10 protein-coding genes are annotated in these 13,182 nt (G+C 71.9%); 3 read left to right on the forward strand and 7 right to left on the reverse strand.

Going from position 1 to position 13,182, the window contains the following annotated elements; translation table 11 throughout:
• The 4 genes from AC529_RS05820 to AC529_RS05835 form a co-directional block, all read right to left on the reverse strand.
• Nucleotides 1–741: protein kinase domain-containing protein (locus AC529_RS05820; RefSeq protein WP_157080094.1), on the reverse strand; the 741-nt coding region annotated here is incomplete at its 3' end.
• Between the two features lie 12 nt (nucleotides 742–753).
• Complete coding sequence (locus AC529_RS05825) at nucleotides 754–1,119, reverse strand: hypothetical protein (protein WP_157080060.1); 366 nt, start codon at nucleotides 1,117–1,119, stop codon at nucleotides 754–756.
• 21 nt (nucleotides 1,120–1,140) lie between these two features.
• Nucleotides 1,141–1,434 carry a WXG100 family type VII secretion target gene (locus AC529_RS05830; RefSeq protein ID WP_068754158.1) on the reverse strand — a complete coding sequence of 98 codons (294 nt, stop codon included), beginning with the start codon at nucleotides 1,432–1,434 and terminating at the stop codon, nucleotides 1,141–1,143.
• 11 nt (nucleotides 1,435–1,445) lie between these two features.
• Nucleotides 1,446–1,784 carry a hypothetical protein gene (locus tag AC529_RS05835; RefSeq protein ID WP_068754160.1) on the reverse strand — a complete coding sequence of 113 codons (339 nt, stop codon included), beginning with the start codon at nucleotides 1,782–1,784 and terminating at the stop codon, nucleotides 1,446–1,448.
• Between the two features lie 285 nt (nucleotides 1,785–2,069).
• On the opposite strand from AC529_RS05835, the gene AC529_RS05840 reads away from it, so the two are divergent.
• Both AC529_RS05840 and AC529_RS05845 read left to right on the forward strand, forming a co-directional pair.
• Nucleotides 2,070–2,423: a hypothetical protein gene (locus AC529_RS05840; protein ID WP_083947947.1), complete on the forward strand. Its 354-nt coding sequence runs from the start codon at nucleotides 2,070–2,072 to the stop codon at nucleotides 2,421–2,423.
• Nucleotides 2,424–2,476: 53 nt separating this feature from the next.
• On the forward strand, nucleotides 2,477–5,092 hold the full coding sequence (locus AC529_RS05845; protein WP_068754163.1) for a TPR repeat domain-containing protein: 2,616 nt from the start codon (nucleotides 2,477–2,479) through the stop codon (nucleotides 5,090–5,092).
• Nucleotides 5,093–5,108: 16 nt separating this feature from the next.
• Here AC529_RS05845 and AC529_RS05850 read toward each other — a convergent pair whose 3' ends face one another.
• From AC529_RS05850 to eccD, 3 genes are all read right to left on the reverse strand, one after another.
• Nucleotides 5,109–5,828: an outer membrane protein assembly factor BamB family protein gene (locus tag AC529_RS05850; RefSeq protein WP_068754165.1), complete on the reverse strand. Its 720-nt coding sequence runs from the start codon at nucleotides 5,826–5,828 to the stop codon at nucleotides 5,109–5,111.
• 127 nt (nucleotides 5,829–5,955) lie between these two features.
• On the reverse strand, nucleotides 5,956–7,464 hold the full coding sequence (locus AC529_RS05855; protein WP_068754167.1) for an outer membrane protein assembly factor BamB family protein: 1,509 nt from the start codon (nucleotides 7,462–7,464) through the stop codon (nucleotides 5,956–5,958).
• 80 nt (nucleotides 7,465–7,544) lie between these two features.
• The gene (gene eccD, locus AC529_RS05860; RefSeq protein WP_068754169.1) at nucleotides 7,545–8,882 is read right to left on the reverse strand and encodes a type VII secretion integral membrane protein EccD; all 1,338 of its coding nucleotides are present in this window, start codon (nucleotides 8,880–8,882) and stop codon (nucleotides 7,545–7,547) included.
• 272 nt (nucleotides 8,883–9,154) lie between these two features.
• Between eccD and eccCa the strand changes: the two genes are divergently transcribed.
• Entirely contained in the window at nucleotides 9,155–13,036 is a 3,882-nt protein-coding gene (gene eccCa / locus AC529_RS05865; protein ID WP_068754592.1) for a type VII secretion protein EccCa, read from the forward strand.
• Nucleotides 13,037–13,182: the final 146 nt, after the last annotated feature.

Below are 13,182 nucleotides of genomic sequence, written 5' to 3' on the forward strand. Positions count from 1 at the left end.
CGCCAGCGCGCGCAGCAGCACCTGCTGCATCCGCTCGGGCACGTCCGGGTCGGGCACCGGGTGGGCGGGCATCGACAGCACCCGGTCCCGGTAGCCCTCGGGGCCGGGGGCGCCCTCCGGCACGGCGAACGGTGCGCGCCCGGCGAGCAGCGCCCACAGGGTGGAGGCGAGCCGGTAGACGTCGGAGGCCACGGAGAGCGGTTCGCCGCGCAGCGCCTCGGGCGGGGCGTGCAGCGTGGTCTCCGAGCGGAGCTCCCCGGGGACCGGCGGCTCCCCGACACGGCCGACCGAGCCGAAGTCGGTGAGCACCGCCCCCGACCCGGCGCGCAGGATGTTGCCGGGGGTGACGTCGTTGTGCAGCAGGCCCCGCGCGTGCACGGAGGTCAGCCCGGCCGCGACCGCGCGTCCCACCGCCGCCACCTCGCGGACGGTGAGCCGCCCCCGCGGGGTGGCGGCCGCGGCGTAGGAGCCCTCCGGGTAGTGGGGCATCGCGAGGAACCACTCGCCCGTGGTGGTGCGGCCCAGGTCGAGCAGGGTCACGACGCCGGGCTGCCCCGCCAGCGCGCGCACGGCGGTGATCTCGCGTTCCGACCGTTCGTCGTCGCGCATCACCTTGAGCACGGCGTGCGCCCCGGTGCTGGAGCGCACCGCGCGGTACAGCACCGCGGTCCGTCCCCGGTACAGCTCCTCCAGGCTGTGGAATCCCGTCACCCAGTCAGCGCCGTGCTGGCCGCCCGTCACCTGCGCTCCCTCTCACTGCGGGGTCGGCGAGGAGGAGGGCGACGGCTCCACCGGGGAGGCCGAGGCGCTCGGCTGCCCGTACTGCTGGAACCGCTCCTCGTTGATGGCCTGCTGCTTCTCGAAGGCTCCGGCGACCACGATGCCGCCGGACACCACCGCCGTAAGGATCGCTCCCGCGACCACCGCGGGCCAGACCCGCTGCCGCCGCCGCCAGTAGCGGCTCGACCCGTACAGCAGCGCCGCCCGCAACTGCTGGCGGCGCAGCGCGTCGGCCTGGAGGACGTAGCGCTCGGCGTTGGGGGTGGCGTGGAACGCCTCGGGGACCGCGGGCGCCTCGGTGCCTCTGGCGGGGGTGTCGGTTCCGGGGGTGTCGGACATCGCGGGGGGCCGGTACGGCTTCTAGAACAGCCCGTTCAGGTAGTTGACGAGCCTGGTGTAGTTGTTGGCCGCGCCGTCGGTGGCGTCGACGAGCTTGGCGAAGGCGTCGTTGACGGCGGAGAAGTGGCTGTTGTACTCCTCGGCCTTGGCCTGGAACTCGGGGCTGCCCGACCCCTCCCACTTGCTGACGGTGCCCTTGGCCTGGGAGTCGATCTGCTGCATGATGCCCTGGAATCGGCCCAGGTACCCCTGCTGGGTGGCCGCCAGGTCCTGGAGTCCGCCGACGTTTCCGTAGACCTCGTACTGGTTGCCCACTGGTCCTCCGCTCAGAAGTTGATCGGGCGCGCGAGCCCGCTCAGGCCGCTTCCGGCCCCGGAGAACTCCTCGCCGGAGGTGTCGTCGGTCCGGGTCACCTGGATCTGGGCCTTGCCCAGCTTGATGCCGTTGGCGGCGCACCAGGCGATGAGCTCCTCGAAGCGCTGGGTCAGCTCGGCGCGGGCCCTGCGGAACTCCGTCAGCGCGTTTCCCTGGAGCGACTGGCCGTCGTTCTCCATGTCGGCGATCAGGTTGTTGAGCTGGCTGCGCAGCCCCTCCGCCTCGTTGCCGAGCTGCTGTCCGCCCGATCCGAGGGCATCGGCCTGGGTCAGGCCGACGTAAGCGTTCATGGTGGTCCTCCCGCGGAGAGAGTCGGTGACCAGGAATGTCGCACGCGGCGGAAGCGTCCTCCCGGCTGGTTCCGTCCCTTGGACGCACGTCACCAGCATTGCTTTTCGTGACGCTAGTGATGTAAGAGACAAAGGTCAATTCAGTGGCCGGATGTGGCTACCCGGCCCCACCAGCGGATTTTTTGCTAGTTTCCGCAGCTAGTCTGCTGTTTCAGACCGTAACAGGTATCCTGTGGCTTTTTGTCGCGCATTTTCCGCATCGGTTCGGGGAACAGGAGCACGGACGTGGGCAACGAGGCAGGAGCCAATCCCGGGGCGGCGGCCGCCAAGGGGGCGACGGCCGAGGAAATGGCCGAGGCGATGGCCGGACTGGCCGACACCTTCGACGACCTGATCACCGAGGTCCGTGCCGCGGCCGGCAGCTACGTCGCCGCCGGGTACTCCCGTTTCCGCGACGACCACTACGACAGCATCAAGAAGGTCCAGGACCACGGCCTGACCCTGGCCGACAACATCCAGGCCGGCGCGGCCGAGGCCGCCCTCACCGACCTGGACACCTCCGACGGCTACCAGGGCGCCTGGCCGTCGCTGTCGCGCGACATCAACGGGTCGTACGGCCCGCCCGGCAGACCGTACTGACCGCTCCTCCCCGCTGAAGAACCACGCAGCACGCAGAAGGACACCACGCCGCCATGGGAATCGACCTCTTCTTCGACCCCGCCGACATCGACGCCGACGGCGGCAGCGTGCGGGGGTGGGCGAGTTCGCTGGACATGTTCTGCGCCCGCATCCTCGGCAACTCCGAGGACCTGAGCGCCCAGTTCGACGACAGCGCCAAGGAGTTCGACGAGATCACCGGCTGGAACCTGGAGGGCGCCTCCGAGGAGGACCGCCAGGCGTGGCGGGACGCGGCCGGAGCGGTGCGCTACTGCGCCGCGGTCACCGAACGCTGGGCCGACGACATCGACGAGTTCAAGCGGGAGCGCAACCGGCTCATCGGCCTGTGGCGCGACGAGAAGCAGGACGCCGAGGCCAGGATCGCCGCCCTGGACGACGCCAACTGGTTCTCCTCCCTCTTCTCGGCCGACAAGGACCAGATCGTCGCCGAGCTCAAGGACCGGCTCGACGAGCTCAACGCCCAGGCCCGGACCAACTGGGACACGTTGATGGACCACGCGGACGACCGCCGGCGGGAACTCACCGACGGTCCCACCCCCGCGAACATCCGCAGCCTGATCGACGCCGGGTACGTCAACTGGTCGCTGTTCAACATCGACCCGGTCCGCTACGCCCCCGAGATCAGCCCGCACGAGGCGGACGAGTGGGGGCAGAAGCTCTCCGAGGCGTGGAAGACCGGCCGACGGGGCGAAGAGTACGACAATCTGATGATGATGCTGACCATGCTCTCGGCCAAGGTCCTGGACTCCGAGAAGCGCGGTCTGGGCGTCAACAGGGCGGACCAGGACACCCTGAAGGCGATCTTCGACGCCATCGACGAACACTCCGGCGGCATCCTCAACGTCCCGCGCTACCTGGACGTGCTCGGCGAGAGCGACGAGGGGCGCGCCCAGGTCCTCGGCACGCTGGCGGACGGGATCCTCGTCCTCTCCAGGGAGGACCTCCACGGCGGCTACGAGAACCTTCCCGAGGACATCCGCACCGCTCTGGGCTCCGGCTCCTGGGCCAAGGGGGGCGACGCCACCAAGGGCTGGGGAGCCGACATCGAACCGCTGGCGTCCATCCTGGAGCACGCCGACGGGGACCTCATGGGCGGAAAGGACTTCTCGGCCCTGCTGACCGCGGTCGTCGGCGCCAACGCGTCCCCCGAGTTCCTCCACCCCGAGGGCAAGGAGTTCTTCGAGCGGAACGCCCAGATCCTGCTCGACGTCTCGACCCGCAACAACGAGGCCAACCACGCGATCCTGACCGACAGCTTCTACCACCCCGACCACCGCAACGACGAGGCCCACAAGGAGGACTACAAGATCGACGCGGCGGGGGTCGTGCAGGGGATCTTCGTCTACGACTGGCCGGAGCCTGCCCCCGGGGAGAGGACGCCCGCGGCCGGGCTGATCGCCTGGATCCCCGAGCTGGCCCACCAGGGCGGCCTGCCCACCGACGACCTCTCCGCCGAGGACATGGCCGCCCGGCAGATGGCCGGGGAGGCCGCCGCCGGACTCATCAACCTGCTCGGCAGCGACGCGCTGTTCCAGGAGCTGACGGACACGGGGGTCCCGGTCCACGACGAGGCCACCGGCACCACCCGCCGGGACCTGACCTTCACCCAGTACAACCCCGCCCTCGCCGACGCCCTGGCGGACGTGTTCGAAAGCTATGTGGGCAGCTTCGCCCTGGAGTACGGCTTCCCGGCGGGCTACGGGGACGGCGGGTCTTCGACCATCGACCTCCACTGGCGGCTGGAAGACGGGGAGTCCCCCTACAACCCCGCAGACGGAACGATCAAGCTGGGGGTGACGGAACGCCTGAGGTTCCTCCAGTACCTCGCCGCCAACGAGGACTCCGCCGTGCGGATGGTCAGCATCTCCGGGACGTACCAGGAACTGATGCTGGGCGGCCACCTGGCCACCGGGAACGGAATCACGCACGGCACCCGGGCGGCCACCCTCCAAGGGCTCGTCGACGCGGCGTTCAACAACGAGCAGGCGGAGCGCGAAGCCGACCTGGGGCAGGAGCAGGAGAACAGAAAAGCCACGGCCGAAAAGTTCCTCAGCGCCTCCAAGGACGCCACCGCGCTCCTCCCCACGAACTGGCTGCCGTACCTGGCCGGACAGGTGGTGGAGAACGTGGGCAAGGAAATCGTCAACCAGGCCTACAACAACTACATCGACGAAGCCCCGAACTGGAGCAACTACACCAGTCCGGCGACCGTGCAAAAGCGTGTGGACCTGGAGATCCTGGGCCGGATGGTCGAAGCCGGAAAGGACCCCTTCACCAACGCCCGCGACGTCGACGGCCAGAGCGTCGAGTCGATCCTCCGGGAGGCCGGAATTCTCACCGGAACCGGCGAGGAGATGCACGTCAGAACCGACGGAAGCCTGATGAACGGCCCGGGCGGCACGCGGCCCGTCGTCATCTCGCAGGCGATCCGCAACGCCATCGACTCCCAGGACGTCGACTGGATCGGCGGCAGGCCGATGAACGGCAGGGACTTCTCCGACGAGTACGTCTCCCCCTACGCGACCCGTTACGACGACATCCGCGCCCAGCTCTTCTACGACAGGGCCGACTACGAGTCCCTGGAGAACCGGCAGAACCCCTTCGGCATGCGGACCGACGAAGACCGGTGAGGACGGGCGGGGAGGGTCACGTCCCGTACCGCCGGACCTCCTCCCAGCCCGGTGTCCTGGTCCTCCAGGACCGGCGCCACACCTCCTCGCCGGTCCGTGCGTCCAGCGCCACCACCCTGGTCTCCGCCTCCGCCGAGTCCAGGTACTCGGTTCTTTCCGTCGGACTGTCGGTCTCGAGTTCATCGGCACAGGTGACGGCCTGGAAGAGGAGGTCGCCGAGCGCCGTCCTGGAGTGCTCGACACACCGCGGGTCGCCCTCCCGCGTCCGGAGAAGGCTGTTGTCCGCCAGGTCGCGGGCCGAGAGGGCGCCGCGTTCGCCGTCCGCGACGACCCGCGCCCCCGACGTCAGGGTCTCCACCCCCCGGATGTGGAGAGAGCCGAGGTCCTGCTCCCCCCGGCCGTCCTCCCCGGCGTCCTGGTAGACGCCGACGGTGACGTCGTACTCCCCGAGCAGGCGACCGCTCCGGGCGTCGAGAACGAACCTCCGGGTCTGGAACCCCCGCTCCGCGGTGAAGCAGGAGAGGACCACGGTCTGCCCGTCCGGGGCGACCCCGAACCGCGCCACCCGCCCGGGCCTGCGGTAACGCCAGCGCTCCTCGCCGGTGACCGTGTCCAGTGCGATCACCCCGTCACCGACGTCGACCAGAGCGCCGCCGGGCACGGGGTGGACGTCGTGGACGGCGACGCCTTCGGGCGCCTCCCACACCCAGGCGACCTCCTCGGCCGAGGCGGGCACCGCCGCGGGGTTCCGGCGGCCTCGTGGGTGGTGTGCTCCTCTCCCGAGCGCCTCCCGGACTCCCGGGACGGACCGCCGCGGTCGGCGCAGACGCTGCTCGAAACCCGGGTGCGGGAACCGAGCCGGGTCACACGAGCCCCACGACGGTCACCGGGTTGTCGGGGAAGACGAACGTGTCGCTGACGGAGAGGCTCTCGTCCGCCCGCGGGAGGAACGCCTCGGGGTCGTGGTCCGCCTGGTAGACGACGACCGCTCCCGGGACGGGGAGCTGGACGTCCGACTCGATGGGCTTCCAGGGGTCGAGGTGGTCGGTCAGGGGCACGTTCTCCTCGGGTCCGCTCCCGTCCCAGGGGAGCACCGTGCCCTGGATCCGCGCGTCGCCCTCTCGGCACTTCCGGTCGCAGGTGAGGAGGACGATCCCGTCCTCCAGGACCGCCGCCGTGGTCCGGTGGTCGAAGTTGTTCCTGATCGGCCCGTAGTAGCCCCGGCCCCTTCCGGCAACGCCCTCGGGCAGCACGGCCGAGGCCAGCACCTCGCCGTCGAAGGAGAGCCGGCCGTACTCGACCGTGGCGTCCTCCCCCTCCCCCAGGACGCCGGCGTAGGTCAGCGTCCGCGCCGTGCCGTCGACCTGGAAGACGTCCCTTCCGTCCGCGACCTCCCGCACGGACGCGACCAGGACCTCGCCCGTGGCGAGGTCGAGGATCCTGCCGTCCCCGGACAGCGGGTACTCCGTGTCCTCCGTGAACTGCTCGGCGATGGTGAGGACGGTTCCGTCCACCGAGGCCCGAAGATCCGGGGAGGTGTCCCCGGCGTCCTCGGTGTTCTCGTACCGCCAGACCTCCCGCCCTGTCCCGGCGTCCAAAGCCACCACCAGAGACGAGGTGTCCGGGTCCGTGCCGGGCCCGATCTCGCCGACGTCGTCCACGCCGGGCACGCACACCAGCGGCACCACCACCAGATCGGGATGGAACAACGCCCCCCACCCGTCCCCCGCGCTCGTGGCCGGACCATGAGTACACCCCGACGGAACGGAGAACCGCCACACCTCCTCGTTGCTCTCCAGGGCATAGCCCACCAGGTCCGTGCTGTCAGGCTGCACCCGCACCGCAGAGGTCAACAACCGCACCTCCGGCAACGCGGCCAGCTCTTCTGCGGGACGGCCCGCCCCGCCTTCTCCGCTCAGGGGGAACTCGTGGTCGTGGCGGATCTCGCCGGTGGCCGCGTCCAGCACCAGCATCCTGCCCCCGGCCCTCCAGGGACGCTCCTCACGGAAGGCCACCACCACGGCCTCCCCGTCCGGCGTCACCCCCGAAGCCACCACACCACCGGGACGCCGGAACCGCCACAACTCCTCACCCGTCCCCCCGTGCACGGCGACCACCCCGTCGTCCAGGGCCGCCACCACCCCGGCCACACCCCGATAGAGCCGGTAGAACCGGGAGCCCTCCGGAGGCTGCCAGGTCCACCCCACCCCGCTCACCGACCCCGGCACCACCAGCTCCTCACCGAGCGGCCCAGCCGTGGTGTGCTCGGTCCCCCTGCCCAGCCACACCACCGTTCCCGCCACCGCCACCGCCACGGCAGCCGCCCCCGCCAACGGCAGCACCCACCGCGAACGCCGACCACCAGACACCACCCAAACCTCCTCTCAACGGCGGGAAACCGGCACCGCACCCGAACCGAACACCACCCACAAGGCCGCGGCTGTCGACTCGCTCACCCCGCCACCGCCGCCACCAGGCGGAACAGGCCCATCGACCAGGCCAGGGCCACGCACAGGGCCATCACCACCGCGACCTCCACGCCGTTGAGGAGGCGGCGCAGGCTGGCGCGGGGCACGTCCGGCAGGTCGACCCAACTGATCGCGGCGACCGTCACCCCGACCACCAGGGCGATGCCCGGCACCCAGGGCAGCAGCACCGGCAGCCGGTCCACCGCCGCGGTGACGCCGACCACCGCCAGCGCCACCACCCCGCCCAGGCGCAGCGGCAGCACGTGGGCGACCCGGTCGAAGAACCGCGACCGCATGATGAGCAGCAGGCCGACCAGCGCGGCCAGCACCAGGTCGGGCAGTCTGCCGGTGGACACGAGCAGCGGGACGGTGGCGGTGGCCGCGACCGCGGCGCCGACGACCGTGCCGAGCAGCAGCAGGTCGCTGTCGCGCAGGCTCTCCTCGAACCGTTCGGCCGGGGCCGCCCCCGACTGGCGGACCTCGTAGTCCAGGTTCGACAGTCCGCCCAGGGCGAGCGCGATCCGCGGCAGCACGCCCACGCACACCGCCAGCAGCAGCGCCAGGACCCGGACCGCCTGGGCGACGTCGACGAACAGGCTCACCGCGCACGCCGCGCCGACCGCGACCGTGACCAGCGCCAGCCCCGACAGGTACGGCAGCGCCAGCGGGTGGATCCGCCACCCCCACACGGCCGCGACCAGCAGTCCCACGCAGGCGAACGCCGCCACCACGGCCGGCGCGGGGTCCTCTGCGACCACCGGCACCGGCAGCGCCGTGCTCAACGCCCCCCAGATCGCCGCCGCGACCAGAAGGAAGTGCGCGGACACCCACATCGAACGGCGGCACGCCACCCACATTCCGACGAGTGAGAACACCATTCCCGCCGGTGCGACCAGAAGATTCAATCTCGACGGGTGGACGAAAAGCATGACTGTCAAGACCAGAAGGGGGCCGATTGCGGCCAGCAGCACCCCGAAAGTGAATGTCGTTCGGGAGCGCCAGATGCGCGCGGTCTCGTCCACCCGGTCCTCGACCGCGCCGCGCACGTCGTCGATGTGCGCGGGCCGGACCCGGCGCACGTCGCGGCGGAGCAGCAGCACGTCGCCGTCGAGCACACCGGCCGCGGCAAGGGTCCCCTCCGGGGCCACGACCTCGCCGTCAACCGTGGTCAGCACCCACCCGGCGGGTTCCGTCCCCTCCGTTTCGGGAGAGCACACGCGGAGCACCTGCGGCAACAGGGCCGCCACCGGGACCCCGCTGGGCAGGGCGAGATCGGCCCACCGCGCGGGTCCCGCGACCGTCACCCGGCAGTATCCGCTCACGACGAATTCGCCACCTATCGTCAAGACAACGACTGATTGGTCCGTTCCGTCAGCGACTACGCAAAGAATTGCGCTTTGCGCACACCGAACGGAATCATCACCGTAGCAACAGCAGTGCTCTACTCCCCCAGTACCGAAAGGGCTTCTCTGTGACGACGACGCCGGTGCAGCGCCCCGCGCGGCACCCGGTTCCCGATCCCGGTGAGGGCCCCCTGGTCATCGCCGCCCCGCCGCAACTGCCGGAGAACCCCCCGGCGACCAGCTCCACGGCGATGATCGTCATGCCGATCATCACCGGGTCGGGATCGCTGCTCATGACGATCACCCTGGGCAACCGGCCCCTGTACGCCGCCGCCGGACTGATGATCATGCTGGCCAGCGTCGCGGTGGGGGTCGTCATGTTCGTCGCCCAGCAGAACGGTCCCCGCCGCCGCATCCGCGAGCAGCGCGAACGCTACCTCGACTACCTCGACCAGCTCCGCGAGACCATCCGGGACGTGGCCGCCACGCAGCGCCGCGCCAGCGCGTTCCGCCACCCCGCGCCCGCCTACCTCACCGACCTGGTCCGGCTGCCCGCCCGCCGGTGGGAGCGGCGCGCCGCCGACCCGGACTTCCTGCACCTGCGGGTCGGCGAGGGCGTGCGCCCACTGGCCCGGCCGTTGAGCCTGCGCGTGGACGACTCCAACCCGCTCGTCGTCTACGACCCCGTCTGCCGGGGCATCGCCGAACAGCTCGTGGGACTCTACGCCGAGGTCCCCGAGGAGCCGCTGGTCCTGCCCCTGCGGGAGCTGGGCGTGGTGTCGATCGTCGGGGACCGCGCCGTGGGACGCTCCCTCGCGCGCTCCCTCGTCGCCCAGCTCATCGCCTTCTCCGCGCCCGAGGACGTGCGCCTGGGCGTGGTCCGCCACCCCCGGCTGCTCGCCGAGTGGGACTGGGTCAAGTGGCTGCCGCACAACGCGGCCGAGAACCTCACCGACGGCCCGCTGCCCGCCCGGCTGGTCGCCCACAACACCGTGGAGTTCGCCGAACTGTTCGCCTCCGAGATCGAGCGGCGCACCGTCGAGTGGCAGCGGCGCCACGGCCGCCCTCCCGGCCCCGGCAGCGACCGCCTCGTCATCGTCGTCGACGGCGAATACCAGTCGACACTGTCCGGGCTGGCCGCCGAACCCCCCGTGCCCTCCCTGGCCGACCTGGGCATCCACCTCGTCGTGCTGGTCGGGGACCGGCGCGAGGAGCCCGAGTCGGTGGACCTGCGGCTGCTCGTCGACGCCGACGGCTCCCTGCGCGAGGACGTCGGCCCCTCCCCGGAGACCGGGCACGTGCCGCTGGCGGGCACCGCCGACCGGTCCGGGGTCGCCCGACTGACCACGCTCGCCCGCACCCTGGCGCCGTTCCGGCTCTCCGCCGACGAGGCCGACGCCGCACTGCACTCCACGGTCGGCCTCGCCGAGATCCTGGGCGTGCCCGACGTGGCCCGCCTCGACCCCGCGCGGACGTGGCGGCGGCGCAGCCAGAGCGACTTCCTGCGCGTCCCCATCGGCGTGGGCCCCAACGGCGCCCCCGTGCTGCTCGACCTGAAGGAGTCGGCGTTCGGCGGCATGGGACCGCACGGGCTCGTCGTCGGCGCGACCGGTTCGGGCAAGTCGGAGATGCTGCGCACCCTGGTGACGTCCCTGGCGATCAACCACCCGCCCGAACAGCTCGCCCTGCTGCTGGTGGACTTCAAGGGCGGTGCGACGTTCGCCGACCTCGACCCGCTGCCGCACACGGCCGGGCTGGTCACCAATCTGGCCGACGACGACACGCTGGTGGCGCGGTTCCGGGAGGCGATGTTCGGGGAGCTGACCCGCCGCCAGCAGGTCCTCAAGGAGCACGGCAACCTGCCGAACGTCCACGCCTACGAGGCGCTGCGCGACTCCGGGCGCACCGACCTGCCCCCGCTGCCGCACCTGCTCGTCATCATCGACGAGTTCTCCGAGCTGCTCACCGCCCACCCCGACTTCGCGGAGCTGTTCATCGCCATCGGGCGCATCGGCCGCTCCATCGGGGTGCACCTGCTGCTGGCCACCCAGCGCCTGGAGTCCGGCAGGATCAAGGGCCTGGAGTCGCACCTGTCCTACCGGATCGGGCTGCGCACCTTCTCCGAGGCCGAGAGCCGCGAGGCCATCGGGGTCGCCGACGCCTACCACCTGCCGCCCGACCCGGGATCGGGGTACCTGAAGGTCGACACCTCCGTGTTCGAACGCTTCAAGGCCGCGATGGTCTCCCAGCCCTACCAGCCGCCCGGCGACGACGAACCGGAAGCCGAGTCGGTGGTCCCGCTGCTCTCCTACAACGGCCTGCACACCCTCGACGCGGCCGACTCGATCGTCGAGGCGGTGACGGCACGCCTCGGGGAGCGCAGGCAGTCCGGCGAGGAGACGCGCAGCACCCTCCAGGTGGCGGTGGAGCGGCTGCGGGCCGCGGGGGCGCCGCGGGTGCGGCCGGTGTGGCTGCCGCCGCTGCCGTCCGCCCTGCCGCTGGACGCGCTGCTGGCCCGCGACACCGCCCCCGAAGGCGCCGGCGGCCCGGTCGAGCCCGACCCCGCCGAGGCGAAGGCGGTGATCGGCCTCACCGACACCCCGCGCGAGCAGCGCCAGGAGCCCACCGTCCTGGACTTCACCGGCGGGGAGGGCAACCTCGTCGTGCTGGGCGGCCCCCAGTCCGGCAAGTCCACCCTGCTGCGCACCCTGGTCGCGAGCCTGGCGTGGCGGTACCCGCCCGGGCGGATCGCGATCTACGGCATCGACTTCGGCGGCGGCTCGCTGGCCGCGCTGGAGGACCTGCCGCACGTGGCGGGCATCGCCGGACGCTCCGACCCGGAGCGGGTGCGGCGGGTCCTGGCGGACGTGCGCCGCCTGCTCGACGAACGCGAGCGGATCTTCCGCCGGTTCCGGCTGGACTCGCCGGCGGCGCTGCGCCGGGCGCGCGCCGAGGGCACGGTGCCCAGCAGCGTCTTCGCCGACGTGTTCCTGCTCGTCGACGGCTGGGCGGCGGTGCGGGAGAACCTGGAGGACGCCGACGACGCCGTCGTCGACATCGCCTCGCGCGGCCCCTCCCTGGGGGTGCACACCGTGCTGACGGGGGCGGCGAGCTCGCAGGTCCGCGCCAAGCTCCAGGCGCTGTTCGGCGGGCGGCTGGAGTTCCGGCTCAGCGACCCGTTCGACTCCCAGATCGGCCGGAAGAAGGCCGAGGAGCTGCCCAAGGACGTGCCGGGGCGGGCGCTGCTGGCCGACGGGACCATGGCGCAGATCGCGCTGCCCCGCCTGGACGGGCGGGCCGAGGCCGACGACCTCAGCGGCGAGGGCATCCGGGACCTGGTGCGGCGGATCGCCGAGCGCTGGCCGAGCCAGCGGGTCCCGACGGTCCGCACCCTGCCCGACCGGATCGGCCTGGACGAGCTGCTGCGCGGCCACCGGGGCACCGACCTGGTGCTGGGGCTGGGGGAGCGCGACCTCGCGCCGGTGACGCTGTCGCTCCGCGACGAGCCGCACCTGCTGGTCTACGGCGACCCGCAGACCGGGAAGAGCACGCTGCTGCGCGCCCTGCTGCGGCAGCTCGCGTCGCGTCCCCCCGAGCAGGTGGGGATCGTGCTGGTCGACTACCGGCGCGCCCACCTGGGCCTGGTGGGGGAGAAGCACCTGCTGGCCTACTGCACCGGGCCGCAGCACACCCAGGCCGCCGCGGCCGACCTGGCGAACTCGCTCAAGAAGCGGCTGCCGGGGCCGGACGTCACCCCCCGGCAGTTGCGGGAGCGCAGTTGGTGGCAGGGGTTGGAGGTCTTCGTGGTCGTCGACGACCTGGACCTGGTCAACAACCGCTCCGGCAGCCCGCTGGCGCCGCTCGTGGACTTCCTCCCGCAGGGGCGGGACCTGGGCCTGCACCTGATCGTGGCCCGCCGCACCGGCGGCGCGTCGCGGGCGATGTACGAGCCGCTGCTCCAGACCCTCAGCGACATGGCCGTTCCGGCCCTGCTGTTCTCCGGCGACCGCATGGAAGGACGCCTCGCCAACGGGGTGGCCCCGCGCAGGCTGCCCCCCGGCCGGGCGCTCCTGGCCCGCCGCGGACTTCCCGTCGAACAGGTCCAGGCACCGTGGAGCCCTCCGGCGGAATGAGGCCCCGGCCCGAGGGCCGGGGCGGGCCGTCCCCGCGTGCGCGGGGAGCACACTTGATGCCCTGGGACTTCAACAGCGGCCTGGGCGGGTTTCCTTACGGCCGACCATCGGCACGGCCTCGACGATCATGGTTCTGGGGGCAGAAC

This window comes from Thermobifida cellulosilytica TB100, from assembly GCF_001517975.1.
Lineage (GTDB): Bacteria > Actinomycetota > Actinomycetes > Streptosporangiales > Streptosporangiaceae > Thermobifida > Thermobifida cellulosilytica.

Excerpts from the sequence above, each read along its gene's own strand:
- AC529_RS05825 (WP_157080060.1), bottom strand. The coding sequence starts at position 1,119 with ATGTCCGACACCCCCGGAACCGACACCCCCGCCAGAGGCACCGAGGCG.
- AC529_RS05835 (WP_068754160.1), bottom strand. The coding sequence starts at position 1,784 with ATGAACGCTTACGTCGGCCTGACCCAGGCCGATGCCCTCGGATCGGGC.
- AC529_RS05845 (WP_068754163.1), top strand. The coding sequence starts at position 2,477 with ATGGGAATCGACCTCTTCTTCGACCCCGCCGACATCGACGCCGACGGC.
- eccCa (WP_068754592.1), top strand. The coding sequence starts at position 9,155 with ATGATCGTCATGCCGATCATCACCGGGTCGGGATCGCTGCTCATGACG.